Source organism: Pseudomonas sp. AL 58 (genome assembly GCF_036348395.1).
Lineage (GTDB): Bacteria > Pseudomonadota > Gammaproteobacteria > Pseudomonadales > Pseudomonadaceae > Aquipseudomonas > Aquipseudomonas defluvii.
The window spans coordinates 1-26,320 of sequence record NZ_JAZBQR010000016.1; the positions used below are offsets into that span (position 1 = coordinate 1).

Annotated in this window: 30 protein-coding genes; 16 read left to right on the forward strand and 14 right to left on the reverse strand. The window is 60.9% G+C overall.

Annotated elements, in window-relative coordinates:
- Positions 1 to 506: 506 nt before the first annotated feature.
- From UIA24_RS17080 to UIA24_RS17120, 9 genes are all read right to left on the reverse strand, one after another.
- Positions 507 to 2,561, reverse strand: a complete 2,055-nt coding sequence (locus UIA24_RS17080; protein WP_330523448.1) for a TonB-dependent siderophore receptor — start codon at positions 2,559 to 2,561, stop codon at positions 507 to 509.
- Between the two features lie 217 nt (positions 2,562 to 2,778).
- Positions 2,779 to 3,405, reverse strand: coding sequence for an urease accessory protein UreG (ureG, locus tag UIA24_RS17085; RefSeq protein ID WP_065761775.1), 627 nt, complete (start codon positions 3,403 to 3,405; stop codon positions 2,779 to 2,781).
- A gap of 10 nt (positions 3,406 to 3,415) precedes the next feature.
- The gene (locus UIA24_RS17090; protein ID WP_330523414.1) at positions 3,416 to 4,090 is read right to left on the reverse strand and encodes an urease accessory protein UreF; all 675 of its coding nucleotides are present in this window, start codon (positions 4,088 to 4,090) and stop codon (positions 3,416 to 3,418) included.
- Entirely contained in the window at positions 4,090 to 4,635 is a 546-nt protein-coding gene (locus tag UIA24_RS17095; protein ID WP_330523415.1) for a HupE/UreJ family protein, read from the reverse strand. Before UIA24_RS17095 ends, UIA24_RS17090 begins: the two co-directional genes overlap by 1 nt.
- A gap of 21 nt (positions 4,636 to 4,656) precedes the next feature.
- Positions 4,657 to 5,160, reverse strand: a complete 504-nt coding sequence (gene ureE / locus UIA24_RS17100) for an urease accessory protein UreE (protein ID WP_330523416.1) — start codon at positions 5,158 to 5,160, stop codon at positions 4,657 to 4,659.
- Between the two features lie 10 nt (positions 5,161 to 5,170).
- A complete protein-coding gene (gene ureC / locus UIA24_RS17105; protein WP_330523417.1) occupies positions 5,171 to 6,874 on the reverse strand; it encodes an urease subunit alpha in 1,704 nt (567 codons plus the stop codon).
- Entirely contained in the window at positions 6,871 to 7,188 is a 318-nt protein-coding gene (locus UIA24_RS17110; RefSeq protein ID WP_065761780.1) for an urease subunit beta, read from the reverse strand. Before UIA24_RS17110 ends, ureC begins: the two co-directional genes overlap by 4 nt.
- A gap of 21 nt (positions 7,189 to 7,209) precedes the next feature.
- Positions 7,210 to 7,512 (reverse strand): urease subunit gamma, encoded by a 303-nt coding sequence (locus UIA24_RS17115; RefSeq protein ID WP_102052562.1) that lies wholly within the window; start codon positions 7,510 to 7,512, stop codon positions 7,210 to 7,212.
- An 11-nt stretch (positions 7,513 to 7,523) separates the two neighbouring features.
- Complete coding sequence (locus UIA24_RS17120) at positions 7,524 to 8,357, reverse strand: urease accessory protein UreD (RefSeq protein ID WP_330523418.1); 834 nt, start codon at positions 8,355 to 8,357, stop codon at positions 7,524 to 7,526.
- A 257-nt stretch (positions 8,358 to 8,614) separates the two neighbouring features.
- On the opposite strand from UIA24_RS17120, the gene UIA24_RS17125 reads away from it, so the two are divergent.
- Positions 8,615 to 9,253 carry a hypothetical protein gene (locus tag UIA24_RS17125; protein WP_330523419.1) on the forward strand — a complete coding sequence of 213 codons (639 nt, stop codon included), beginning with the start codon at positions 8,615 to 8,617 and terminating at the stop codon, positions 9,251 to 9,253.
- 88 nt (positions 9,254 to 9,341) lie between these two features.
- Positions 9,342 to 9,914: a GNAT family N-acetyltransferase gene (locus UIA24_RS17130; protein WP_102052565.1), complete on the forward strand. Its 573-nt coding sequence runs from the start codon at positions 9,342 to 9,344 to the stop codon at positions 9,912 to 9,914.
- Between the two features lie 50 nt (positions 9,915 to 9,964).
- On the opposite strand, the gene UIA24_RS17135 is transcribed toward UIA24_RS17130, so the two are convergent.
- Positions 9,965 to 10,891 (reverse strand): universal stress protein, encoded by a 927-nt coding sequence (locus UIA24_RS17135; protein ID WP_065759460.1) that lies wholly within the window; start codon positions 10,889 to 10,891, stop codon positions 9,965 to 9,967.
- A gap of 275 nt (positions 10,892 to 11,166) precedes the next feature.
- On the opposite strand from UIA24_RS17135, the gene UIA24_RS17140 reads away from it, so the two are divergent.
- The 12 genes from UIA24_RS17140 to UIA24_RS17195 all read left to right on the forward strand — a co-directional run bounded on the left by UIA24_RS17140 (position 11,167) and on the right by UIA24_RS17195 (position 20,726).
- Positions 11,167 to 12,240, forward strand: coding sequence for an NAD(P)-dependent alcohol dehydrogenase (locus UIA24_RS17140; protein WP_330523420.1), 1,074 nt, complete (start codon positions 11,167 to 11,169; stop codon positions 12,238 to 12,240).
- A gap of 132 nt (positions 12,241 to 12,372) precedes the next feature.
- Positions 12,373 to 12,687, forward strand: a complete 315-nt coding sequence (locus UIA24_RS17145; RefSeq protein WP_330523421.1) for an Hsp20/alpha crystallin family protein — start codon at positions 12,373 to 12,375, stop codon at positions 12,685 to 12,687.
- Positions 12,688 to 12,717: 30 nt separating this feature from the next.
- Positions 12,718 to 12,960, forward strand: coding sequence for a hypothetical protein (locus UIA24_RS17150; RefSeq protein WP_102052569.1), 243 nt, complete (start codon positions 12,718 to 12,720; stop codon positions 12,958 to 12,960).
- A gap of 73 nt (positions 12,961 to 13,033) precedes the next feature.
- The gene (locus UIA24_RS17155) at positions 13,034 to 13,819 is read left to right on the forward strand and encodes a helix-turn-helix domain-containing protein (RefSeq protein ID WP_102052570.1); all 786 of its coding nucleotides are present in this window, start codon (positions 13,034 to 13,036) and stop codon (positions 13,817 to 13,819) included.
- A gap of 114 nt (positions 13,820 to 13,933) precedes the next feature.
- Positions 13,934 to 15,331 (forward strand): MBL fold metallo-hydrolase RNA specificity domain-containing protein, encoded by a 1,398-nt coding sequence (locus UIA24_RS17160; protein ID WP_178081707.1) that lies wholly within the window; start codon positions 13,934 to 13,936, stop codon positions 15,329 to 15,331.
- Between the two features lie 94 nt (positions 15,332 to 15,425).
- Positions 15,426 to 15,641, forward strand: a complete 216-nt coding sequence (locus UIA24_RS17165; protein WP_065759465.1) for a TIGR02450 family Trp-rich protein — start codon at positions 15,426 to 15,428, stop codon at positions 15,639 to 15,641.
- A 109-nt stretch (positions 15,642 to 15,750) separates the two neighbouring features.
- Complete coding sequence (locus UIA24_RS17170; protein ID WP_102052571.1) at positions 15,751 to 16,173, forward strand: nuclear transport factor 2 family protein; 423 nt, start codon at positions 15,751 to 15,753, stop codon at positions 16,171 to 16,173.
- Complete coding sequence (locus UIA24_RS17175; protein WP_102052572.1) at positions 16,170 to 16,925, forward strand: SDR family NAD(P)-dependent oxidoreductase; 756 nt, start codon at positions 16,170 to 16,172, stop codon at positions 16,923 to 16,925. The genes UIA24_RS17170 and UIA24_RS17175 overlap by 4 nt, the downstream gene beginning before the upstream one ends.
- Before the next feature lie 4 nt (positions 16,926 to 16,929).
- Complete coding sequence (locus tag UIA24_RS17180) at positions 16,930 to 18,177, forward strand: NAD(P)/FAD-dependent oxidoreductase (RefSeq protein WP_330523422.1); 1,248 nt, start codon at positions 16,930 to 16,932, stop codon at positions 18,175 to 18,177.
- Positions 18,174 to 18,974: a DUF1365 domain-containing protein gene (locus tag UIA24_RS17185; RefSeq protein ID WP_330523423.1), complete on the forward strand. Its 801-nt coding sequence runs from the start codon at positions 18,174 to 18,176 to the stop codon at positions 18,972 to 18,974. The genes UIA24_RS17180 and UIA24_RS17185 overlap by 4 nt, the downstream gene beginning before the upstream one ends.
- Positions 18,961 to 20,229, forward strand: coding sequence for an SAM-dependent methyltransferase (locus UIA24_RS17190; RefSeq protein ID WP_102052575.1), 1,269 nt, complete (start codon positions 18,961 to 18,963; stop codon positions 20,227 to 20,229). Before UIA24_RS17185 ends, UIA24_RS17190 begins: the two co-directional genes overlap by 14 nt.
- Before the next feature lie 2 nt (positions 20,230 to 20,231).
- On the forward strand, positions 20,232 to 20,726 hold the full coding sequence (locus UIA24_RS17195) for a DUF2878 domain-containing protein (protein WP_330523424.1): 495 nt from the start codon (positions 20,232 to 20,234) through the stop codon (positions 20,724 to 20,726).
- Positions 20,727 to 20,772: 46 nt separating this feature from the next.
- Here UIA24_RS17195 and UIA24_RS17200 read toward each other — a convergent pair whose 3' ends face one another.
- From UIA24_RS17200 to UIA24_RS17215, 4 genes are read right to left on the reverse strand one after another with little or no spacing between them, the layout of a single operon-like run.
- On the reverse strand, positions 20,773 to 21,078 hold the full coding sequence (locus UIA24_RS17200; RefSeq protein ID WP_065759472.1) for a DUF6482 family protein: 306 nt from the start codon (positions 21,076 to 21,078) through the stop codon (positions 20,773 to 20,775).
- 49 nt (positions 21,079 to 21,127) lie between these two features.
- On the reverse strand, positions 21,128 to 21,814 hold the full coding sequence (locus UIA24_RS17205; protein ID WP_065759473.1) for an SDR family NAD(P)-dependent oxidoreductase: 687 nt from the start codon (positions 21,812 to 21,814) through the stop codon (positions 21,128 to 21,130).
- Positions 21,811 to 22,344 (reverse strand): DUF3833 domain-containing protein, encoded by a 534-nt coding sequence (locus UIA24_RS17210; protein ID WP_330523450.1) that lies wholly within the window; start codon positions 22,342 to 22,344, stop codon positions 21,811 to 21,813. Before UIA24_RS17210 ends, UIA24_RS17205 begins: the two co-directional genes overlap by 4 nt.
- A gap of 17 nt (positions 22,345 to 22,361) precedes the next feature.
- Positions 22,362 to 22,931: a chalcone isomerase family protein gene (locus UIA24_RS17215; RefSeq protein WP_102052577.1), complete on the reverse strand. Its 570-nt coding sequence runs from the start codon at positions 22,929 to 22,931 to the stop codon at positions 22,362 to 22,364.
- 307 nt (positions 22,932 to 23,238) lie between these two features.
- On the opposite strand from UIA24_RS17215, the gene arsA reads away from it, so the two are divergent.
- Both arsA and UIA24_RS17225 read left to right on the forward strand, forming a co-directional pair.
- A complete protein-coding gene (gene arsA / locus UIA24_RS17220; protein WP_330523426.1) occupies positions 23,239 to 25,014 on the forward strand; it encodes an arsenical pump-driving ATPase in 1,776 nt (591 codons plus the stop codon).
- Positions 25,015 to 25,234: 220 nt separating this feature from the next.
- Positions 25,235 to 26,254, forward strand: a complete 1,020-nt coding sequence (locus UIA24_RS17225) for a branched-chain amino acid aminotransferase (protein WP_065759475.1) — start codon at positions 25,235 to 25,237, stop codon at positions 26,252 to 26,254.
- The last annotated feature ends 66 nt before the right edge of the window (positions 26,255 to 26,320 follow it).

Genomic DNA, 26,320 nt, shown 5'->3' on the forward strand with positions numbered 1-26,320 from the left:
ATCGCGGGCAAGCCCGGCTCCTACAGGTTACGCGGGCTCTGTTGGAGCTGGCTTGCCTGCGATGGCGTCGGTGGGGTATCCGTGAGTTCGCGGTGGCTGCATCGCGGGCAAGCCCGGTTCCTACAGGCTGGCGTGGGCTCTGTTGGAGCTGGCTTGCCTGCGATGGCGTCGGTGGGGTATCCGCGAGTTAGCGGCGTTTGTATCGCGGGCAAGCCCGGCTCCTACAGGCTGCGCGGGCTCTGTTGGAGCTGGCTTGCCTGCGATGGCGTCGGTGGCGTATCCGCGAGTTAGCGGCGTTTGTATCGCGGGCAAGCCCGGCTCCTACAGGTTACGCGGGCGCTGTTGAAGCAGGCTTGCCTGCGATGGCGTCGGTGGCGTATCCGCGAGTTCGCGGCGTCTGTATCGCGGTCAAGCCCGGCTCCTACAGCTGGCGCGGGCTCTGTTGGAGCAGGCTTGCCTGCGATGGCGTCTGCATCGTTGGCAAGCCAACTCACACAGCGATTGCGCTAGAAGGTGACGCTGGCACTGAGCCTGGCCGTACGGGGTTCGCCCACATTGACCTGCAACGCACTGCCGGTGCTCGATGGGTAGTAGTGTTTGTCAAAGAGGTTGTCGACGTTCAGTTGCAGACGCGTCTTGTACCCCGCCATCGGTACGTCCCAGCGCAAGAACGCATCCGCCACGGTGTAGCTGCTCATGTAGAACGTGTTTTCGTTGTTTCCGGCGCGGTCACCGACATAGCGAGCACCGCCGCCCGCATGCCAGTCACCCAGCCCCGCAGGCACCTGCAAGTGGTGGCTCAGGTAGAGGCTGGCGACGTGTTCAGGCGCCTGACCCAGGCGATTGCCTTCATTCTTCGGGTCGTCAAGAATCTCGGTTCGGGTGTAGGCATAGGTGCCGATCATGTCCCAGCGCTCGGCAATACGCCCGGTCACATCCAGCTCCAGACCACGGGAACCCACCTTGCCCGCCGCCTCGTTGATACCGGTTACTGCTGTAGGGGTCACAACGTTTTTCTTCTCGATGTCGAACAGCGCCAGGTTCAGGTTGAGGCCAGGCGCGAGGTCATACTTGGCACCGACTTCGTAACTACGCCCCTCTTCAGGATCAAAGGTATTGCCCTTGTCGTCCACATCGTCATTGGGCACGAATGAACGGCTGTAGTTACCGTAAAGCGACAGGTCATCGTTCACCTTGAAAACCACCCCCAGCATCGGCAGGAAGGTTTCGCCATTGCTGTCACGGTTCAACTTCCGCTTACTGCCCAGCCCCTGTTCGCTGAACTGGTCGTAATGCTGATAACGGCCACCAAAGACCAGAATCCACTGATCGTTCAGGTGCCAATTGTCTTTCAGGTAGAGCGACGTGGAGGTCAGCTGATTGCTCAGGTTGCTGTCGGCCTGGCTGATGAGGCTTGGCTTATCCATACCACCGTAAACCGGCAAATAGATATTGAAGTCTTTGTCCACGGCATTACGGTAGGTCTTGCCGCGGAACTTGTCGGCGTCTTCCTGCTCGGCACCGATCAGCAGGTCGTGCTGTTGCCCCAGAAATACCTGCTGGCCAATGAAGTCCAGGCTGGCATAGCGGGTTTCGTAATCGTAGAGCCCACCATTGGCCCGGCGCTGCAGTACACCGCTGGCAGACAGTGCCGAGGGTTGGGCAATCGCCAGGCTGTAGCGGTCGTTATTCCAGCCGTAGGTCAGGCGGGTCTTCCAGGCATCGCTCAGTTGGTACTCAAACCGCGCCGTGGCAGTTTCGCTGATCCCCTCGGTTTTTGCCCAACGCTCATCCAGCCGCTTGTCATAGTCGACGCTGGCGGGATGCCCATCGACAAACACGGTGCCACGGTCAAACGGGCTCGTGTAATCGTTGTATTCGTAGGCCAGCGTGAGGCTGGCGCGCTCACCGGTCCAACTGAGCGATGGCGCGATGAGGGTATGCTGGTCGACCCCGTAGTTACGCCAGTAGTCCTCGCTCTGCCGCTCGGCTACCAGGCGATAGGCCAGGCCGGTATCACCCAGCGGGCCAGTGGTGTCCACCCCAAAGCTGCCACCACCTTCACTGAAGGCTGAGCCACTGAGGGTGGTGCTGCGCACGTATTGGGGTTGTTTGCTGATCACATTGATCACACCGCCAGGCTCCATGGCGCCATACAGCAGCGAGGCCGGCCCCTTGAGGACTTCGACGCGTTCGGTGGTGGCACTGAAGTTGTGCGAGACCACCGAGCGTACCCCGTCACGCAGGATGGAGCCGTCGTCGTTGGTGCCAAACCCACGCTTGACCAGCGAGTCCTTGGTGTTGCCCAGGGTATTGCTCTGGCTGACACCACTGACGAACTTCATGGCATCGTCCAGCGAGCGAACGTTGTAGTCGGCAATGGTCTGCGGTGTCACCACGTTGACCGACTGTGCCTCGTCCTTGAGTGGAACGTCACTTTTGCTCGCCGTACTGGCACTGCTGGCACGGTAACCTTCTGCCGTGTCGGAAGCCTCGGCGGCGATCTGCGTCGCAGGCAGTGTGGTCTGTGCAGGTTCGGCAGCAGCCGGAACAGACAGCATGGCGCTGGTCAGCGCACAGAGCAGGAAGGGAGCGGAAGGTGAACGAGAAAACAGGTTGGATACGGCGTTCAAAGGCGATGCTCAAAGGGGTGTGAATGGCATCGATTTTAATTTGGTAATGATTCTCATGTAAATATTGCAAATGATTCAATGTGTTCATCGACAGCAAACCCGGCCCCTACAACAGGGTAGAAACCAGGCTCGGCAGTACGTGCCCTCAGGCGCGAGCGGCATCCAGCATGCCTTTCTCGACGATGAAGTCGATCACGGTATGCAGCCCATGCCCGGTCTTGAGGTTAGTGAACGCCCAGGGTCGCGCAGGGCGCATGCGCTGGGTATCACGCTCCATCACTTCCAGTGAAGCCCCCACGTAGGGCGCCAGGTCGATCTTGTTGATCACCAGAAAGTCCGATTTGGTGATACCCGGGCCACCCTTGCGCGGGATTTTTTCGCCCTCGGCCACGTCGATCACGTACACCGTAAGGTCGGCCAGTTCCGGGCTGAAAGTGGCACTGAGGTTATCGCCACCACTCTCGACGAAGATCACTTCCAGGTTGCCAAACTTACGCGCCAGCTCTTCCACTGCGGCAAGGTTCATCGAAGCATCTTCGCGGATGGCGGTATGCGGACAGCCACCGGTTTCCACACCAACAATACGTTCGGGGGCCAGGGCGCCCGCTTCGGTAAGGATGCGCTGGTCTTCCTTGGTGTAGATGTCGTTGGTGACCACGGCAATCTCGTAATGGTCGCGCATCGCTTTGCACAGGGCTTCGAGCAATGCGGTCTTGCCGGAGCCGACCGGACCGCCGACACCAACGCGCAGGGGTTGCTTGTAGCTTTGCATGGCAGTTTCCTCAGGAGCGGAATAATCGGGTGTATTGGGTTTCGTGACGAGCCGAGGCGATGGCCAGCAACGGCAGGCCACCCCCGAGTTGCGCGTCAGGGAGTGTCAGGGCCGTGTCCAGCACGCCAGGCAGCTCGCCGCACAGGTCGCGTAGCAGGCTCTGGGCAGCCTGTTGACCGAAGGGCACCAGCTTGACCCCCGCCATCACCGCGCCTTCCAGCCAGGCGAAGCCGTGGCCGAGGGCAAGGTCACGTAACGGGATGCCCCAGTGCGCGGCCAGCCAGGCCATGCCGCCCAGTTGGGTCAGTTCCAGGCTCGGGCGCCATGCCGGCGCCTGACACAGTTGCCAGCCATCCAGCAACCGGGCCAGAGCCATGCCACGCTGGCGCTCTTCCAGCCGCAGCTCGGCGGTTTCGCGGTTGGCCAGCAGGAACTGGCTCCAGCGGGCGAACGCCGAGGCGTCGTCGTCACAGCAGGCCTGATACAGGCGCGCCAGCAGTGGCCAGTCGAGGTGGCCGAGGGTGTCTTCGAGCTGCTCACGCTGCCAGGCGCGAAAGCCTTCGGCACCGCGTACCCAGCCCGCCTCCACCGCCCACTCCAGGCCTTGCGAGTAGGTGAAGCCACCCACCGGCAGGTTGGGGCTGGCCAACTGCAGCAGGCGCAGCAGCTTGAGATCGGTACTCATCAGCCGGCCAGCACCAATGCTGCACCCGCCAGCAAGCCTCCACCGAAGAGGTGTTGCAGGCGGCGATGGCGACGCAGCAGGCAACCGCCGACGAAGCCCACCCACAACAGCATGGCGCTGACGGCCACGAAACCGGCACTGAATACCCAGAAGGCACCAGGGCTGGCCTCGACCCCGTGGGCCCAGCCGTGGAACAGGGCAAACAGTGGCATGGCCAGGGCCAGCAAGCGCTGACGGCCCGGCAACAGCAGTGCACCAGCCGCAACCAGCAACGAGCCAATGATCATGCTTTCCATACCCGGCACACCACCCAGCAGATGGCCCAGTACGGCGCCACCCAACATGGCGCTCAGGGTCAGCAACGGCAGTGCCAGGGTGCGGCCGGTCAATGCGGCCAATACACCGGTACCCAGCAGCATCAGCAAGTGGTCAAGGCCGGTCAGCGGGTGCAGCAGGCCGTCCTGCAGCGGGTAGGTGTCATGCCCCGGATGGGCGAAGGCCGGTAGCGCAGTCAGCAACAGTACAAGGGCCAGGGTCTTTTTCATGGGGGTGCCTCCAGGTCGAGTTCAGGGGTGGGCGTGGCCGGGCACACGCACGAAGGGGTGGTCGTGGGCATGACTATGGTCATGGCTATGGCTATGCGGTGCGCTCTGGTAAGCGCCCGCCTCTGGCTCGAACGGCGCCGGCTCCTGGGCAACCTGCAAGCCCAGACCTCGCACCATGTCGTCCAGCACATGGTCGTGCTGGTAGCGCAGCAGACCGGCTTCGATCTGCAATGGCACATGGCGGTTGCCCAGGTGATAGGCCGCACGCGCCAACAGCAACGGGTCGTCGCTACGCACCGTTGACACCTGCTCGGCAGCCGCCTGTACCCGAATCACTTCTGTGCCCTGCTCATTTGCCAGCAGCTCGCCACCACGAATCAGTTGGCCACGTTCCAGCATCAGGCCAGCCTCTCGGCCATCGTCCAGGGTGATGCGCACGCGGCTCTTGATGCGGGTGTCGAGAGCGAGGGTGACGGTGCCGCTGACTCGCGGCGCATCCGCTACCCGGTGGGTTAAGACAATCATGCTTGCTCCTTCAAAACAGGAAGTAACGCTGCGCCATGGGCAACACACTGGCCGGTTCACACACCAGCAATTCGCCGTCGGCGCGTACTTCGTAGGTCTGTGAATCCACCTCGATCGTTGGCTGCAGGCCGTTGTGCACCATGTCGCCCTTGCGCACACGACGACAGCCGCTCACCACGCCAATCAGGCTGCGCAGGCCCAACGCCTGATGCACGCCTCGGCTTACCGCCGCCTGGGACAAAAAGGTCATGCGCGTGGCATGTCGGGCAGCCCCCAGGGCGCCAAACATCGGCCGGTAGTGAACCGGTTGCGGGGTCGGGATCGAACCGTTGATGTCGCCCATCGGCGCCATGGCAATCATCCCGCCCTTGATTACCAGCGACGGCTTGACGCCAAAGAACGCCGGCGACCAGAGCACCAGGTCGGCAAGCTTGCCAGCCTCGACCGAGCCCACCTCATGGGCGATGCCATGGGTGAGTGCCGGGTTGATGGTGTACTTGGCGATGTAGCGCTTGACCCGGAAGTTGTCGTTGCGGGCGGTGTCCGGTGCCAGTGGGCCGCGCCGCCGTTTCATCTGGTGGGCGACCTGCCAGGTACGCAACACCACTTCACCGACGCGACCCATGGCCTGGGAGTCGGACGACGTCATGGAGAAGGCCCCCATGTCGTGCAGGATGTCTTCGGCAGCGATGGTCTCGCGGCGAATCCGCGATTCGGCGAAGGCCACATCCTCGGGAATGCTCGGGTCAAGGTGGTGGCAGACCATCAGCATGTCGAGGTGCTCATCCACCGTGTTGACGGTGTACGGCAAAGTCGGGTTGGTCGAGGATGGCAGCACGTTGCCGAAGGCAGCGGCACGGATGATGTCCGGTGCATGTCCACCGCCCGCCCCTTCGGTATGAAAGGTATGGATGGTGCGATCACCGATGGCCGCCAGGGTGTCCTCGACGCAACCGGATTCGTTGAGGGTGTCACTGTGGATCGCCACCTGCACGTCGGTTTCTTCCGCCACGTTCAGGCAGCAATCGATGGCTGCAGGCGTCGAGCCCCAGTCTTCGTGCAGCTTGAGGCCCACAGCACCGGCCTCGATCTGCTCGCGCAGGGCTTCGGGCCGCGAGGCGTTGCCCTTGCCCAGCAGGCCGATATTGATTGGCAACGCATCAGCGGCCTGCAACATGCGCGACAGGTACCAAGGGCCTGGCGTGCAGGTGGTGGCATTAGTGCCCGTGGCCGGCCCCGTGCCGCCACCAATGAAGGTGGTGACGCCAGAGGTCAGCGCCTCCTCGACCTGCTGCGGGCAGATAAAGTGAATGTGCGAATCGATGCCACCGGCCGTGACAATCTTGCCCTCGGCCGCGATGACTTCGGTGCCAGGCCCTACCGGCACGGTTACCCCCGGCTGCACGTCGGGGTTGCCCGCCTTGCCGATGCGCGCGATGCGACCGTGCTTGACGCCGATGTCGGCCTTGACGATGCCCCAGTGGTCGATGATCAGCGCATTGGTCAACACCAGGTCCATTGCGTCTGCTGCGAGCATCTGGCCCTGGCCCATGCCGTCGCGGATCACCTTGCCACCGCCAAACTTCACCTCTTCACCGTAGATTGTGAAGTCCTTCTCGACTTCCACCCACAGGTCGGTGTCGGCCAGACGCACACGGTCGCCGACGGTGGGGCCAAACATGTCGGCGTAGGCCTGACGAGAAATTCGGCTCATGCGCCTGTCTCCAGCTTGCCCATCACCCGCCCCTGAAAACCGTAGACCTCCCGTTTGCCGGCATATGCCACCAGGTTGACGGTACGCGACTGGCCGGGCTCAAAGCGCACGGCTGTACCGGCGGCGATGTCCAGGCGGAAACCGCGGGTGGCTTCACGGTCGAATACCAAGGCGTTGTTGACCTCATAAAAGTGGTAGTGCGACCCGACCTGAATCGGCCGGTCGCCGTGGTTTGCGACGCTGACACGCAGCGCTTCGCGGCCTGTATTGAGTTCAAGGTCGCCGTCGGCGACCAGTACTTCTCCGGGGATCATGGCGTTCTCCAGCAGCGACAGTCAGACGATCGGGTCATGGACGGTGACCAGCTTGGTCCCATCGGGGAAGGTCGCTTCCACCTGCACGTCGTGGATCATTTCTGCGACCCCTTCCATCACCTGCTCACGACCCACGACTTCACGGCCCATGCTCATCAGCTCAGCGACCGTACGGCCATCCCGTGCCCCCTCCATTACGGCGGCACTGATCAGCGCTACGGCCTCGGGGTAGTTGAGTTTCAGCCCTCGGTCGCGGCGCCGCTCGGCGAGCAACGCCGCGGTGAACAGCAGCAACTTGTCTTTTTCTCTTGGCGTCAGTTCCATGGTGTGTTTTCTCAGGTAGCCCAGATGCGTGGCGGGCACGGCGGCAGGCCGACAACAGCCGGTCGCAAGGTGTGCCACAGCCGTTGCAGAGTGGATTGCAGGCGTTGGTTGTCGTGGTCCAGCAGACGGACCACCAGCAGTTGCCCCAGCAGGGTTGCCCCGGCGGGAGCGGCAAGGTCGTCGATCAGGGCGCGAACCTGTTCCAGCAGCTGCGGGTTAGCCGGAGCGGCGCAGAACGTCGCCAGCAGCGGGTAGCCGCCGAGTTTGCCCAGGCGCCCGCCCTCGAGGCGCAAGCGTTCATGCAGGCCAGGGTCATCAGGCATGTCGATGTGCAAGCAGCTGTCCAGCGCACCATGGCTAAAGGTCTCGCCCATCACCGGACGCCCAAGGCACAGGGTTTCCCACGCCAGCAGACGGGCACCGGGGGCCAGGCTAAAGCGAGTCTGCAACGACACACGGGCGCCGGGAAAGCAGATGCTGTCCTGAGGTAGCCACTCCAGGATGCTGTCTTCTGCCAGGTGAAAATGCTGTTTGAGGATCGAAGTCGGGCCGGCACTGCGGTAGAACTTGGTGGCGCCGGGCATGGTCATCAGCGCGTGGCTGCCTGGCTCCAGATGGATATCCAGCGCCAGGCGGTCTCCCCCCACCACGCCGCCCGGCGGGTGCAGCACATACACGTGGCACGGCGCGCCCTCCGGGTAGAACGGACGTTGCACCAAAAGAGGTCCGAAGTGACGCCGCGCACCAATACAGGTCTTCGTGTCACAACGAACAAAACGCAGCATGAGCTCGGCGCTCCAGCCTGCAGGCATGCAAGCGGCGTCGAGTGGTTCAGCAACAGACATGCATCCCGCCCCGGTGAACACTGGGCACTGCGTGCCCAAAGGGCGAGCAGGCCACAGGTACAGTTAAACAACCCTCACCTCATGCACGACAACAGCGCACAACGTGTTTGACCAATCGATCAGCTATCGATGCAGGGGCCAATGCAGGTTGTGGGCCAATTCCCGACGTGCGTGGTTGTGGCGCAGCAGGTCATGCACCAAACACAGGCTGCACGGCGAACTACCCTTGAGGTGGGTAGGCGCATGAGGGCGATGCCATGAAGGTCGACAAACGACAAGCCCGATTGATCGACGCATTGGCACGGCTCGGCTTTGTCATCGGTGGTCTGGGTTTCGTCAGCGTGCTGGCAATCATCACCGGGTTCGACGTGTTCAACAGGCTGTGGCTGGCGCTGCTGGTAGTGATTCTGATCTTTACCACGGGCTGCTGGCTGGTCGGCCTGGCTTGCGCGCGAGCGTCCAGTACACCAGCCGATACATCACCCAAAGCGCCGGAGAGAGCCGTCCCTGTGCGCCGTCGACGACCTCACGAGCTGATCCTGCTCACGCTTATCATGCTGCTTTTCGTCGGCGGTTACACCGCAACGGCCTATCTGGCAGCGCGTGCTGGCGCAGCAATTGTCGCCACCTGCGTTACCCAATTAACCAGCACCTTGGTCGCCAACGAGCAGGAACAGGCACTGGCCTACCTGGTGGGCCCGGTATGCCAGTGCATCTCCCAACGCTTTATGGAGAAAAACGGGGTTGTCCGCCTCGCCCTGCTACACAGCCAGTGGTTCAACATTGCCACCTATTCAGCAGTGACCGACGCTGAGCAAATGGCCTGCATGGAACGATTTCTGAACCGCGCCCCGCCACCCACTCACAGCCTGCCGCCCAACCGCACGAAGGACTGAAGACTTGATGTAAATCAGACGCAACGCGGCTGATCGTCGTACACCTTCCAACAGGCCTCCACCCTCCTTGCCATCTGGGAGCATCACTATGTCGACTGATCCAAGCCAGCACAAAGCCCTGTCCGCGCTATGCCAGGGTGAAACCGAAGAGCATTGGATAGAAGCCTTGAATGACGGCACCCATGTGCTGATTCGTTCGTTACAGGAGCGTGATCGCCTGCGCGAATTCCAGTTTGTCAGGCACTTGTCGGCCGAAGCCCGGCGCGCTCGCTTCATGGGCGGATTCAACCGAGAAGACCTCACTCTGCTGGACCAGTTGATGGACCTGGATGGCCACGACCGTGTCGCCTACGTCGCGCTGGCGCATGTCGACGGCGAGTTGCACGAAGTCGGTGTGAGCCGCTATGCGGCGATACCAGGGGGGAAACACTGCGAATGCGCCGTAGCGGTTGCCGATGACTGGCAACGCCGGGGTTTGGGCACGCTATTGATGGGGCACCTGATCGAGGCTGCCCGCCGCAACGGGTTCAAGCAGATGATCTCACTGGATCTGGCCAGTAACTACGGCATGCATCGGCTGGCGAAAAAGCTGGGGTTTACCAGTCGCTATGACAACGGCCAGTTCAGCGAACTGACCCATGAACTCGACCTGAGCCGCTAACCGTCCCGCACACGCCCCGGCTCACCGGGGCGCGCCAAACCGGGTGACCCTTAACCATCGAAGTCCTCAGGGGTGACCACCAGCACACTGCTGGGCATCCGGTACAAGACATCTTCCACCGTACTGCCGAAGCCTTTGCTCACCCCTCGCCGATGCACACGCCCCATGACAATGACATCGATATCGCGGGTTTCGGAAAAGCTGGACAAGACCTTTGCCGGGTTACCGACAATCATGTGCCGATTTTCAGGGGGGATACCATTGCGTTCGGCCAGCTCATTGAAGCTTTCCCCCTGAATATCGTAAACCTTCTGCGCCAGGCTTGAGGAAAACAGCATCGAACCAGTGGAAAAACCGTATTCTCCCGTTCCCATCGACGAAAGGTCATGGGCATACACCAGATGCACTTCAGCCTTGCACTGCATCGCCAGTTTCAGCGCTTCATAGATGATCCGGTCATTGAAGCCCTTGTACTGGTCGTCTGGGTGGAAGGGATCAACAGCAGCCACAATCCTGCGCGGCAACGCATTGCGGGTTTTGCACACGAAGTGCAATGGCGCCTTGCACTCGCGTAGCAAATGAACATCCAGGGTAGTGAACATCGCGCGCATGAGGCGTGACTCGTGCTCGACCTCCTTGATCACCAAGTCAATCGGCTCCTCACGCAGGTGCGCCAGAATTTCTGGCAACACCTGCTCGGCCCACACCACTTCGGTCGTGACCTCGATACCCAACTTGCGCATTGGCCGGGCCTGGTCCTCAAGCCAGGCATGGTGTCGCTCCACATAACCCTCGCGCATCTGCTGCAGTGCCTCAGCATTGACCAGTCCCGCTGTTGCGAGCCCCTCCACATAGTCGAAGGCGACAATGTGCAGCGGCTCATCCCGTGCCTTTGCCAAGGCAGAGGCTCTGTCAAAGGCCGGGCCGGCTTTCATCAACGGCGAGGACACCAACATAAGATGTTTTTGCATGGTCATGACGCACCTCTCATCAGACGGAAGTTGGCCTGCAGCCCTTCAAGCAGGAAGCGTGCTGCCCAAAGGCAATTCAAGCCCTATCCTGCGACCACCTGCCCCCTGCGGCTTGATGTGGGTCAGAGTCCGCATTTCTTTTACCGGCAAAACGACACACGGTCGCGGATCCACGATTTCAGGGCCATACTCATTGATCCAGATCAACCTTTCAGCCCCTCGCCAGGAGCAGCCTGTTGAGAGTGATCAGAACCGATGCGCTGCGCTCAGGAGACACAGCCATGGCGAAAATGAAAGCGGCAATCTTCGTTGAAAAAGGCCGTATTGTTCTGGATGAAAAGCCAATTCCAGAGATTGGACCGCTGGATACACTGCTGCGCATTACCACCACCACGATCTGCGGCACCGATGTCCACATCCTGCGCGGTGAATACCCGGTCGCCAAAGGGCTGACCATTGGTCACGAACCCGTCGGGATCATCGAGAAACTCGGCTCACAAGTTCTGGGATTCAGCGAAGGACAGCGGGTGATCGCTGGCGCAATCACGCCCAGTGGCCATAGCTACGCCTGCCTGTGCGGCTGCGCATCCCAGGATGGCCCCGGCACACGGCATGGCTTCCGTGCTACGGGAGGCTGGAAGTTCGGCAACATCATCGATGGTTGCCAGGCCGAGTATGTGCGGGTACCGGACGCCATGGTCAACCTCTCCCCGATACCCGATACCCTCACCGATGAGCAGGTGCTGATGTGCCCCGACATCATGTCCACCGGCTTTTCCGGTGCGGAGCGTGGCGGCGTGCAAATCGGTGATACCGTTGCGGTGTTCGCCCTGGGCCCGATTGGATTATGCGCGGCTGCCGGCGCCCGGCTGATGGGAGCCACCACCGTCATCGGCGTTGACACCGTTGCTGCACGGCTGCAGGTCGCTAAACAGCTGGGCGTTACCCACACCGTCGACTTCAAGGCCGGCAATGTAGTGGATCAGATCATGGCGCTCACCGATGGACGCGGTGTCGATGTCGCCATCGAGGCACTGGGTACGCAGGCCACCTTTGAGTCGGCACTGCGGGTTCTGCGCCCCGGTGGCGTGCTTTCAAGCCTGGGCGTGTACTCGAGCGACTTGCGCATACCGGTCGATGCATTCGCTGCCGGCCTTGGCGACTACCGTATCGTTACCACCCTGTGCCCTGGCGGCAAGGAACGGATGCGCCGCCTGATGAACGTTGTCGCCAGTGGTCGCGTCGACCTCAAGCCGCTGGTCACCCATCATTTCAAACTTGACGATATCGAAGCCGCTTATGACCTGTTCGCCCACCAACGTGACGGGGTCATGAAAGTCGCCATTACGCCTTGAGCAGTAGCTAAACGCATAGAGCACCAAACCGTATAGTTTCAGGCATGGAGGCTGTTCCCCCTACAGTGACCGGGAGCATGCGAAATGTTTTCAACCCTGATGAGCAAGCCACGATTACCGGACATGGCGGCCTTGCGACGCCGCGAAGTGGAGCTGCCCTGCAACCCGGAATTGGCGGCCGCCAACAGCAGGACGAACTTTACGATTTACGCCCACCTGCAGGGTTTAAGTATTGAAAACCTGCACCTGGACCTGAGCCCCAAACACCTGGTGCTCAGTGGCTGGGCCGTTCAGCGGCGTGCCGACGCATCACTGTGCGCCGGGCCGTTTCGCTCCTCACACCGCCTTCCTGCCTCGGTATCGCTGAACAACTTCAGCCTCACCTTCAACGAAGGCCTTTTTACACTCAGGCTCTTGAAAAAAGGACATTTGAAACACGCCTTGTAACCGTCGACATCCGTCGACAGGAGAGTCGTCATGCTGATCGAACTCGAAAAGGACGCACCAACCAGCCGCTGGCTGGTTCATCTGGACACATGGGTCGTGGCCTTTCGGACCGAAGCAGAAGCCACCTGTTTCGTGCAGCGCCTGGAAGACCGAATCAAAGCACCACACGTACTGCCACCTTGCGCGCCGCCCACCCGCTGGCACGGCACATCCTCCAGCCCTGCTCCCAGGCAGCGCATCACTCACCCACTGCACGTCGACTTCCAGCGATGACTCCACTGCAAGGCCTTAGTGCCCAGTGGCCTCTGCTTCAGAAGTTCACCGCTTCCCCATGGAGCAAGACGCTATGCAACCTAACAATAACGCAGTCGCTCTAGAACACGCCGAACTGCAAACCACGCCCACCGTTTCACGCACCAGGCTGTTCTCTCTAGGCGCTTCCTGTGCTCAATGCGCAGTACGCGCCTTTTGTTTGCCGGGCGGCTGTTCACATGCCGAGCGCGACACCTTCAATTCATTGATCTCACAGCGCATGCGCATCAAGAAAGGCGCTGCCCTTTACCATTCCAATGATCCGCTAACCTACCTCTACGCCGTCCGCATGGGCTGTTTCAAGATTTCCTTGATCGACGCCCACGGCCGCGGCATGGTCGCCGACTTCATGATGGCCGGTGAAGTGATGGGGCTTGATGCCATCAGTACCTCGCGTTATGCCTGCAGCGCATTGGCACTGGAAGACAGCGAAGTGTGCCCGATCCCCTATCACCAGATCGAGCAACTGGCCCGCAACTGCCCCGCTCTGCAACAAACCCTGAACCGCCTGATGAGCCGGCAGATCGTCCGGGACAATGAGCGGCTACTGATGATGTGCAACATGAACGCCGATGAGCGCTTCGCCGCTTTTCTTCTACAGTTATCCCAACGCTATGCCATGCGTGGCTATTCGGCACTGGGTTTTGTTTTGCGTATGACCCGCGAAGACATTGCCTCATACCTAGGGTTAAGGCTCGAAACCATCTGCCGGTGCATGGCACGCCTGCGCGATTTGCAGATCGTTCGCTTTGCCGGTCGCGAGGTGGAAATTCTGGACATGCCCGCTCTCATGGCGATGGAGCATCACTGGAGTACGTGACGCGCGCCCATGCCAAGGCCCGACAACGCACTGCCGGGCGGGCACACAGGAACAACCAGCCTGGCCACGGCGCGTGGTATCAGCCTGTTGGCAGGGTTGTTGAGGAGACACGCCATGCACGTCACGTTTCTCGGCGCCGCCGGTACGGTTACCGGCAGCAAGTACCTACTGGAACATAACGGTCAGCGCGTACTGGTCGACTGCGGGCTGTTTCAGGGCTACAAACATTTGCGCGTACGCAACTGGGCCCCGTTCCCCATACCACCGCGCAGCCTGGACGCCATCGTCCTGACCCATGCTCACCTGGACCACAGCGGTTACATCCCGGCACTGGTGAGGGACGGTTACCGCGGGCCCATCTACGCCACAGAGGCCACCTGCGAACTGGCCAGTATCCTGTTGCTCGACAGCGGTCGCCTGCAAGAAGAACAGGCCGAATACGCCAATCGACGGGGCTTCTCCAAACACCATCCGGCGCTACCACTGTACACAGAGGACGACGCCAAGCGCGCCCTCAAGCACTTTCGCCCGATTGCCCTGCACCATCCGCAAGACATCCTCGCCGACGTTCGGATACACCTGAGGTCTGCCGGTCACATCCTTGGGGCGGCAACCGTGGAGATCATCGCCGACGGATCCACCTGGGTATTTTCCGGTGATCTGGGCCGTTTCAACGACCCGATCATGCTCGCCCCGGAGCTCATCGAAGAAGCCGACTACCTGTTCGTTGAATCCACCTACGGTGATCGCCTGCACCCACCCGAAGACACCGAAAAGCAACTGGCTGACGTCATCACCCGCACAGCCCTGCGCCATGGCATTACTCTGGTTCCGTCCTTTGCCGTGGGCCGTGCCCAGTTGCTGATGTATCACCTCTCGCGCCTTAAACAGAGCGGCGCGATTCCTGACCTGCCGATCTATTTGAACAGCCCCATGGCGACAGATGCGACGGTGCTGTATCAGCGATTTTGCAGTGAACACCGGCTGTCCCCACGCGAATGCGAGTCGATGTTTCGCGCCACCCACATCGTGCGCACCGTTGAAGAATCCAAACGCCTGGACCAACAGCGTGGCCCGGCCGTGATTATCGCCGCCAGCGGAATGGCCACCGGTGGACGGGTGCTGTTCCACCTCAAGACCCTGGCGCCCAACCCGCATAACACCCTGTTGTTTTCCGGCTATCAGGCAGGCGGCACCCGGGGTGCACAGATCATCGCCGGTGCGCCCTCCATTCGACTGCACGGCGAGGATGTTCCGGTGCGAGCCGAAGTGGTGTCCCTGGAGAGCCTGTCGGCACATGCCGACGCCGATGAAATCATGCAATGGCTGCGTGGCTTCAAGCGCCCACCCAAACACACCTATGTGGTGCATGGTGAACCGGAGGCAGCCGATACCCTGCGTCGCCGCATCAGCCTTGAGCTCGGCTGGTCCGTCTCGGTACCGGAACACCTGGAACAAGCAGAGATAGCAGCTGCGAGCCCCAACACCGCCACAGCACCCAACGCAAAATAGGCTTGTACATGAAAATATATTTGTACAATATAACTCGACAGCAATTGCGCCGACGCCCTCCCTGAACAGCACCGCGTTACCGGCAGGAGCTCCCATGAACCGCTTCAATCCACGAAAGCTGGCCTTGTCCAAATGGACAGCCTGCACACCACTCAATCGAGAGAAACACTTTCTGGTAACCGATCTGCTGCATGACGAACAAGGCACATTGCTGAAGATCGAGTTGCAAGCCATCTACAGCGGTCGTAGCGAATGGCTGGACTGGCGCGAGCTTCGCGACAGCGAGCGCTGGAGGACAGGCTGGCAATGACCCAAAATTGATACAAAAAATATCTATACAAAAAAATTGACTTGTACAGATATTGCCTTAGCCTTAACTTGTACAAATTCCTACAAATGTACAAGTTAGAGGCCTATGGATGTCGACCTTCCTGCAGCAGTTCGCCGAGCGATTCGCCGCCCTGGATCGCGACCACCTGGAGCACCTTTCAAGCCTCTACAGCACTGACGTGTGCTTTATCGACCCGCTGCATCAGATCAATGGGCTGAACGCCCTGCAGCGTTACTTTTCCGAGCTGTATGCCAATGTCGAGGACTTGAGCTTCCAGTTCCACGGCCATGACGCAGTCGCCGAAGGTTCGGGCTACCTGCGCTGGACCATGACCTACCGTCACCCCCGCCTGCGTGGTGGAGCGCCTGTCAGCGTTACCGGATGCTCCCATCTGCGCTGGGCAGACAAGGTCTACTATCACCGCGACTACTTCGATGCCGGCGCACTGCTCTACGAACACCTGCCGTTGCTGGGTAGCGTGATCCGCGGGCTCAAGCGGAGGCTGGCATGAAGCGGATCTGGCTTACCGGCGCCAGCAGCGGGATTGGCGCAGCCTTGGCCGAAGTGCTGCTTGAGCAAGGCCATCAGCTCGCACTGACCGCACGCAGCACAGCCCCACTGCAACAACTCGCGACACGCTTCCCCGGGCAGGTACTGCTCGTGCCAGGCGACCTGCTCGACAGCAATCAGGTCAGGCAAATTGGCGAGCGCATCACTCAACACTGGGGCGCGCTGGATCAAGTCATCGCCAATGCCGGCACCTGCGAATACCTCACGCCCGAGCACTTCGAGGCCGCGCTGGTGATGCGCGTGGTCCAAGCCAACCTGTTTACCGCCAGCCTGACCATCGAGACCGCGCTGCCCCTGCTGCAACGCGGCCATGAGCCGCACCTGGTGGCCATAGGCAGTTCAGTGACCTTTCTGCCCCTCCCGCGAGCAGGTGCCTACGGTGCCTCCAAAGCGGCCCTGCGCTACCTGATCGACTCACTGCGGATCGACCTGGATGCCCAAGGCATAGCGGTCACGTTGGTCAGCCCGGGTTTTGTCGACACGCCACTGACACGACGCAACGACTTCCCCATGCCGTTGCGCTGGTCGGCGGAAAAAGCCGCCCGCCACATCGCCCGAAAACTGGAGCGCCGTCCTTATGAAGTGGCGTTTCCAGCACTGTTTATCGCCTGCCTGAAGCTGCTCGGCCACCTGCCAAAACACTGGCAACTGGCACTGGGCAAGCGGCTTGCACGGCCTGGCCAGGAGTCCTGACCCCATGCGTATTGCAATCGTCGGCAGCGGAATTGCCGGCCTGACGGCAGCCTACCTGCTGCAGCGTAACCACGACATCACCGTGTTCGAGGCCGAAGAGCGGGTAGGCGGCCATACCCATACTGTGAACGTTCAATTGAACGAGCAGAACTATGCGGTCGACACCGGCTTCATCGTCTTCAACAACTGGACCTACCCGAATTTCATTGCCCTGATGGACCATCTGGGCGTGACCTCACGCCCCACCGAGATGAGCTTTTCGGTACATGAGCCAAAGACCGGCCTAGAGTACAACGGCAATAACCTCAACAGCCTCTTCGCTCAACGCAGCAACCTGATTTCACCGGCGTTCTGGGGAATGCTGCGGGACATTCTGCGCTTCAATCGCGAAGCACCACTGGACCTCGACCGCCAGCACATCGACGCCAGCACGACCCTCGGCAGCTACCTGCAACAGCGTGGCTACGGCAATCGCTTCATCGAACACTACATCGTGCCTATGGGGGCGGCGATCTGGTCGATGTCACTGGCCGACATGCTCGGCTTTCCCTTGGCGTTCTTCGTACGTTTTTTTCGCAACCATGGCCTGCTCTCAGTCACCAACCGCCCGCAATGGCGGGTTATCCAGGGCGGCTCCAGTGCCTACATCAAGCCGCTGACAGCCAGCTACGCCAAGCACATCCGCCTGAACTGCCCGGTGCAACGTGTACGCCGTGACACCGAGGGCGTCAGCATAACAAGCGCTGTCGGCACCGAGCGTTTCGACAAGGTGGTGTTTGCCTGTCACAGCGACCAGGCACTGGCGTTGCTGGAAACGCCTACCGAACAGGAACAACAGATACTCGGCGCCATCCGTTATGCGCAGAACGATGTCGTGCTGCATACCGACACCCGCCTGCTCCCCGACCGTCGCCTGGCCTGGGCGAGCTGGAACTACCGCCTGGGTGGCCCCGAGCACAGCCCAGCGGCCGTGACCTACAACATGAACATCCTGCAAGGCCTGGACGCACCACGCACCCTCTGCGTAAGCCTCAACCAGAGTGACGCCATTGACCCGGCACAGGTGCTCGGTCGCTTTCGCTACGCGCACCCCCAGTACAGCCTCGAAGCCCTTGCGGCCCAGGCACGTCACGCTGAACTGATGGGCCCGCAGCACAGCTACTACTGCGGCGCCTACTGGGCCAACGGCTTCCATGAGGATGGCGTGGTCAGTGCACTGAAGGTGGCTCAGCACTTCGGTGAACGATTATGAACAGCGCCTTGTATGAAGGCTGGGTCAGCCACCGACGCCTGTCCCCGCGCGCGCATGCCTTTCGCTACCGCATGAGCATGTTGTACCTGGACCTGGCCGAGCAGGATGCGTTGTTTGCATTAAGCCCGTTTGCCGGGCGCGAGCGGTTTTCAGCGTTCAGCTTCCGCGAACAGGATTACTTGCCACGCTATACACGCAACGGCATGGCGCTTGCCGATGCGGTCAATCTGCTGCTCGTGGAGGCCCTGGGTTACGCCCCGGGTGGCGCCATACGCCTGTTGACCCAGGCGCGGAACTGGGGATTGGCCTTCAACCCGGTGAGTTTCTTCTTCTGTTTCGACGAGCATGACGCGCTCGCGGCGATTCTGTGCGAAGTCACCAATACGCCCTGGCGCGAGCGCTTCCACTATGTGCTGCCGTGCAATGAACACGGCGTGCAGCAGTTCAGCGTCGCCAAAGCCTTTCACGTCTCGCCATTTTTGCCACCCGACCTGGAGTACCGCATGCGCTTCACCGCGCCAGGGCAACACCTGAACATCACCATGCAGGACTGGCATGGGCCGCAGAAGGTGTTTGAAGCCGGTCTTGGTCTGAACCGCATAGCCCTGACCCGCAGCACCTTGCACCGCCAATTGATCGCCTTCCCCTGGATGTCGGCGAAAACCGTTACTGCCATCTATTGGCAAGCCCTGCGCCTGCTGCTCAAGCGCACGCCGATCTTTTCCCATTACAACACCCAGCGGCATTTACGTGTCGCCCGTAACCGTAGCGAGGACGTTGACCATGAAGAGCCCTAACCTGGCCGTAGCCAAAAGCGGAGCCCTCGCCGCCGGTAGTACAGGCCTGCTCAAGCGCCTGGTGCTGCGCCAACTGGCGCGGCTGCGCAAAGGCCAACTGACCGTCGTGGTAGACGGCCAGCGCCTGATGTTCGGCGAACCCCATGCCAGCCTGATGGCCGAGCTTCAGGTGCTGGATGATGCACTGTGGGGGCTGATCGCCACCAACGGTTCGATCGGCGCCGGGGAAGCTTACGTACACGGTCACTGGACCAGCCCTGACCTGACCGCCGTGGTTCGCCTGTTCGTCGCCAACCTTGACGTACTCGACGCCATGGAAGGCGGCCTGGCGCGCCTCGGGCGTCCTCTGGTTCAAGGCCTGCACTGGCTCAACCGCAACACCCGAAGGGGCTCCAAGCGCAACATTGCCGCACACTACGACCTGGGCAATGAACTGTTCGAGCACCTGCTGGACCCGACCATGATGTACTCGGCGGCAATGTTCCGCAGCTCAGAAGACAGCCTCGAACAGGCACAGTTGAACAAACTGGAGCGCATCTGTCGCAAGCTTGACCTGCAAGCCAGCGATCATTTGCTGGAAATCGGCACCGGCTGGGGCAGCATGGCGCTCTACGCCGCCATTCATTACGGCTGCCGCGTGACCACCACGACATTGTCCGAAGAGCAGTACGCCTACACCTGCAAGCGTGTTGCCGAGCAAGGCCTGCAAGCGCGCATTACTGTCCTGCGCAAGGACTACCGTGACCTTGAGGGACGCTATGACAAGCTGGTTTCGATCGAAATGATCGAAGCGGTGGGCCACCGTTTCCTGCCCAACTACTTCCAACAGTGCGCACGCCTGCTCAAGGACGATGGCCTGATGCTGTTGCAAGCCATTACCATCCGTGACCAGCGCTATGAACAGGCAAGACGCTCGGTGGACTTCATCCAGCGCTACATTTTCCCCGGTGGTGCCCTACCTTCGCTGAGCCGCATGCTGGACGTTGCCAGCCGTAACACGGACCTGAACGTCCATCATCTGGAAGACTTCGGCCTGCATTACGCGCGCACCCTGCGCCATTGGCACGAGAACCTCTGCCGTGGGCGCCATGCATTGCAGCTGTTGGGCTACGACGAAACCTTTCAACGTATGTGGGAGTTCTACTTCTGCTACTGCGAGGGCGGCTTCCTGGAACGCGGTATCGGCGTGGCCCAATTGGTCCTGGCCAAACCTGATGCCCGTCCCGCGCCGCTGCTAGAGGCACTGGAAGCCTGAGGATGAACCGACGCCTGATTGGCAATGCAGTGCTGTTCCAGATCGGCTGGGCAGCCTGCATATTTGGCGCACGGCACCCGGCCTGGCTATTGCTGGCACTGGGATGCCTGGCCTTGCACGTGGCGTTGGCTCCGGTACGGGTACGCGAATGTCGCCAGCTGTTGAAAATCGCTGCCTGTGGCTGGGCACTGGACAGCCTGTTACTGAACCTGGGCGTGTTCGATTTCGGTGAGCCGCGCTGGGTACTGCCGGGCTGGCTGGCAATGCTCTGGCTGCTGTTCGCCAGCACCTTGCGCCAGAGCCTGGCCTGGACGGCATCCCGCCTCTGGCTGGCGGCACTTGTCGGCGCCTTGGGCGGGCCGTTGTCTTACTATGCCGGTGCACGCCTGGCAGACGTCGGCCTACCCTATGGGCTTTGGCCATCCTTGGCCCTGCTGGCCATACTCTGGGCGCTGTTGTTGCCCGCCTTGCACCGCGTGGCTAGAAGCCCGAAATGAGCGGTGCCAAGGGCACCGATTCGGGCCACGCGCCGTTTCCTTGCAACTACCAGGTAGAGCGTATGGAGAACGGCAGTTTCAGCGGCGCATCAGCACTGTTACCCAGCCCGCACATTTCGTCATGCACCACCTTCTGCACCAGCAGGCAGGGGATTTCAGGTAAATGCTGCAACACCTCTCGGGCGTGCGTCGTCGAGCGCAGGCAGAGGTTGTGTCCCTGCTCGTCAAGCAACGGGTGCAGCTTTCCCTCCATCAGTGCCTGCAAGACATAGATACCGCCTTCAAGAGAAACCAGATTGAGCTCGTCAATGCGCCCGGCATCGGCAAAGCCTGACAGTTGCTGAAGGTTCATACTTGACGCTCCCAGGGGCATAGCCCCGTCTAGAGGTGCCACAGTGGAACTACCAGGGCAAACGTTCGCCCTGGTAGCTGAAAAAGCTGCCGCTGTCGGCGGCGGTGACTCCGTCAAGCACGGCCAGCATGTCCGCCACGGCGTCACGCGGAGCCCGCGCTTCCGGACGAAAAGGTCGCGACAAGGCTGAAGCAACAGTGCCAGGATGCAGCGCAACCAGGCGCTTGCCGGGCCAACGCCGCGCAGCTTCGATCGCTGCCGTTTTAAGGAGCATGTTCAACGCCGCCTTCGAGGCCCGGTAGCTGTACCAGCCACCCAGGTGATTGTCCGCGATGCTACCGACCTTGGCCGACAGTACCGCCAGCAGACCGTTGCTCCCGAGCAGGGGCAAAAAGTGCCGCAACACCAGTGCAGGGCCAATGGCATTGATCTGAAACGTTGCCAACAGTTGCGCCTGGTTCAGTGACTCCAGCGCCTTCTCCGGCATGAAGCCCTCACCGTACAGAACACCGGCAGCCAAGACGATCAGATCAAACGGTGGCTGGCCTTCATAAAACTGTGCGGCCATGGCGATGCTCTGAGGGTCGGTCAAATCCAGTACCGGGTGTGTGCCACGCCCCAGGCCATGCACGGCGGCACACCGGGGATCCTCACGCAGCGTATCAACGAAAGCACCACCGATCGCCCCACTCGCACCGATCACCAATGCCCGATAGCCCTCCGGCAGGCTGTTCATGGTTCACCCCCGCCGCGCCGGAAGAACAGGGTCACCTGCCCCAACTCCAGGCCAAACTTGGACATGAACGAGCGATTGATCAGTGTGTTGTCATCCATCAGGTACATCCAGTCATCGAACTGCACCGGATAAAACGCGCCGTCCACCTCCAGGTTGAGGGTGTAACGCCAACGCAGTGCATTACCGGCCACCTGACCTTCGGCTTCGCCGATCACGTCACCCGCCGTACCGCTCCAGCGCCCCGGCCCCTTCGGTGTCAGGCGCCAAACGCGTTGCTGACGTTTGCCATCGCTGTAAACGAAGCGCTCATCGAGGATCAGCACGCGCCCTTCCATCCGCCCCTCAATGGTCACGTGGAAACGCTTGACCACCTCACCCGAACGCTTCTGGAACATGCCCCAGGCCTGGACGGGCACCGAGAAGAACCGCGGCAAGTCCAATGCTGGCGCCTCGTTGCGGTAATGATCGACTTCGACGTTGCCGCAACTGCTCAACAGCAAGCAGCACGCCAGCAGACAGGACTTCCACATCATGCTTACCCTCATCGTCATTGCCCGCCCAGCAAGCGCTGGCGTAACTCAGGGTTACGTGTACGCGGGTCAAACCAGATATCAAAGAACGCCCGCGAAAACGCAGGGTCTGCGACCTCGTAATGCAAACGATCATCCACGTAGAACCGCGCACCGGCACCGGGCAAGAACACCCCGATGATCCGCTGCCCCGGTTCGACATCGACAAAGGCCCGCGCCATCTGTGCCTGCCACAGCTTGAGTTGCGCTTCATCGACCGACCCGCCCCGTAGTCGACGTATTTCATCAACGCTGACGTCTACCAATTGGGCACGGGTAATCGACCGGTGATAGGTCAGCTCAAGCGCAAAGGGTTGCTGATAGTCCACCTGGGCCGAAGCGCCCCACAGGCTCGCGTTGTACACACGAAAACCATAGAGCCGAAACTCGGCGCTACCGATCAGACGACCACCGGGCAGCAGCGCCTGCCAACTGGCGAAAGCACCGGGGCTGCACAACAACAGGGCGCTGAACAACAAGCCCAAGGTCCTGCGGTCGACCACGCGCGTCAGACACTGACGCAGCAGGGGAAATAGCGATCTGTCCATGGCATGGCTCTACCTTTTCTGACAACGCCGAAATGTTGGTTTCTCTGGCATTCGGTACTGCATGCACAGCGGCACTTCAAAATAGTTGTACATAAAATTTGTTTTGTACAGCTTAATGCGACGCTTCGCCGTTTTTTGTACAACTTATTGTCAAGAGGTCATGCCGATTCAAGCCCGGAGCAGGTTCCGCAGCAAGAAACCTGGGCACCCTGTGATTGCCTTGCCCTGACAGGCACTAGACTGATGCGCACGTTTATTTCCAAACACAGGTTTTGGCGATTGCCGAACCGTCGACAGGGAACACCTCATGCAGTTTCTTGAAAATGCCCCGCGCTTTCTGTTTTTCACTGGCAAAGGCGGTGTGGGCAAAACCTCGATTGCCTGCGCCACGGCATTGCAGCTCACCGCACAAGGTCAGCGCGTACTGCTAGTGAGTACCGACCCGGCGTCTAACGTTGGACAAGTGTTTGGCATCAGCATTGGCAACCACATCACCCCGGTGCCCTCAGTGGCCAATTTGTCAGCGCTCGAAATTGACCCACAGGCTGCAGCGCAGGCCTATCGAGACCGCATTGTCGGCCCTGCCCGGGGCGTGCTTGAGGCCAGTGTCGTGAAGAACATGGAAGAGCAATTGTCTGGCGCCTGCACCACGGAAATTGCGGCCTTCGACGAGTTCACAGCACTACTGGTCGGCTCCCGACAAACCGACACCTATGAACACATCATCTTTGACACCGCGCCCACCGGGCATACCATTCGCCTGCTGCAGCTCCCTGGTGCCTGGAGTGGCTTTCTTGATGCTGGCAAGGGCGACGCCTCCTGCCTTGGACCGCTGGCGGGCCTCGACAAACAGCATGACCAGTACCGCAAGGCGGTTGAGGCGCTCTGCGACCCGGCACGCACGCGGCTGGTACTGGTCGCTCGAGCACAAAATGCCGCGCTACGCGAGGCCGCCCACACCCATGAAGAACTCGCCGCCCTCGGCCTTCGCGAGCAGTACCTGGTGGTCAACGGCGTGCTGCCCGGCAGTGAAGCAGAAAAAGACCCACTGGCTGCAGCGGTGTATGCGCGGGAGCAGTTGGCGCTTGCCCAAATGCCTGACGTACTCAAGCCACTTCCGCTGGATCAACTGCCGCTGAAAGCCTTCGACCTGGTCGGCATTGAAGCCCTGAAACAGTTGTTGCGTGATAAGGGTGACGCTGAAGGCCTTCAGCCCCCCACCGTTCGCATTGATGCGCCAAGCCTGAGCGACCTCGTCGATGACATCGCCCTGGATGGCCACGGGCTGGTCATGATCATGGGCAAAGGTGGCGTAGGTAAAACCACCCTGGCAGCGGCGGTGGCCGTCGAACTGGCCCACCGGGGCTTGCCGGTTCACCTCACCACCTCGGACCCGGCAGCGCATCTGGCCGACACCCTGAGCGGCTCAATGAGCAACCTGACCCTCAGCCGCATTGATCCGAAGGTTGAAACCCAGCGGTATCGCGATCACGTGATGGCCACCAAAGGCGCAGCCCTGGATGACCAGGGAAAAGCCCTTTTGGCCGAAGACCTGCGCTCGCCCTGCACTGAAGAGATCGCCGTCTTCCAGGCGTTTTCCAGAGTCATTCGGGAGGCCGGCAGGCGGTTTGTGGTCATGGACACAGCCCCCACCGGGCACACCCTGTTGTTGCTGGATGCCACGGGCGCCTACCACCGCGACATCGCCCGACAAATGGAAGGCAGCAACATGCACTTCAGTACCCCGATGATGCAGTTGCAAGACCCGAAGAAAACCAAGGTATTGCTGGTAACACTGGCCGAAACGACACCGGTACTTGAAGCGGCCAACCTGCAAGCCGACCTGCGGCGTGCTGGCATTGAGCCTTGGGCATGGGTGATCAACAACAGCATCGCGGCCACCACAACCCAATCGCCCCTGCTTCGTAGACGGGCAAAGAATGAGCTCAGGGAAATCGAGCACGTGGCCAGTGAGCACGCCAGACGCTATGCCGTGATCCCCTTGATGGCCGAGGAGCCCATCGGGGTAGAACGCCTGCTCAAGCTGAGCAAGGAACAGCCCCGAGACAGGTCAGAGCAATAGGTGCATGGCTGACGAGCCTGGGACATGATCGGCGCGTCAGCCCCACGACATTAGTCGAACACCGGGCGCGGATTGCCAAGACCGTGCAGCAAGAGGCACCTACGCACGTCCAATATGCACGTCTAGGCGTTTCCGATCTGCACGGGATGTATTATCGTGGCTGCCTGCGCAAGATGCGTCGCCTGACCAACCAGGCATTTGCCAACCGATCGAGGGTGCCATGAGTAACGAAAGCATTAACTGGGACAAGCTGGGCTTCGACTACATCAAGACCGACAAGCGCTACCTGTCGCACTGGCGCAACGGTGAGTGGGACCAGGGCACCCTGACCGAAGACAACACCCTGCACATCAGCGAAGGCTCCACCGCGCTGCATTACGGCCAGCAGTGTTTCGAAGGCCTGAAGGCCTACCGCTGCAAGGACGGCTCGATCAACCTGTTCCGCCCTGACCAGAACGCCCAGCGCATGCAGCGCAGCTGCGCGCGCCTGCTGATGCCGCAGGTACCGACCGAAGCCTTCATCGAAGCCTGCAAGCAAGTGGTCAAGGCCAACGAGCGCTTCATTCCGCCCTACGGTAAGGGTGCGCTGTACCTGCGCCCGTTCGTCATTGGTGTAGGCGACAACATCGGCGTGCGTACCGCGCCCGAGTTCATCTTCTCGATCTTCGCGATCCCGGTTGGCTCGTACTTCAAGGGCGGCATGAAGCCGCACAACTTCCTGATCTCCAGCTATGACCGCGCCGCGCCACAAGGCACCGGTGCCGCCAAGGTCGGTGGTAACTACGCCGCCAGCCTGATGCCAGGTGCCGAGGCCAAGAAAGCCCACTTCGCCGACTGCATCTACCTTGACCCACTGACCCACAAGAAAATCGAGGAAGTCGGCTCGGCCAACTTCTTTGGTATTACCAAGAACAACGAATTCGTCACGCCGAAGTCCGCCTCGGTGCTGCCTGGCATCACCCGCCTGTCGCTGATCGAACTGGCGAAATCGCGCCTGGGCCTGAACGTGATCGAAGGCGACGTACTGATCGACGAGCTCGACCGCTTTACCGAAGCAGGCGCCTGCGGCACCGCTGCGGTGATCACCCCGATTGGTGGCATCGAGTACAACGGCAAGCTGCACGTGTTCTACAGCGAGACCGATGTCGGCCCGGTAACCCAGAAGCTCTACAACGAGCTGACCGGCATCCAGAGTGGCGATGTCGAAGCGCCGGAAGGCTGGATCGTCAAGGTCGCCTGATTCCGAACCCCGCCTCCCGGCGGGGTTTCTTTTTCTGGCCTGAAGCGCTCGGCCGTACCGGCGATC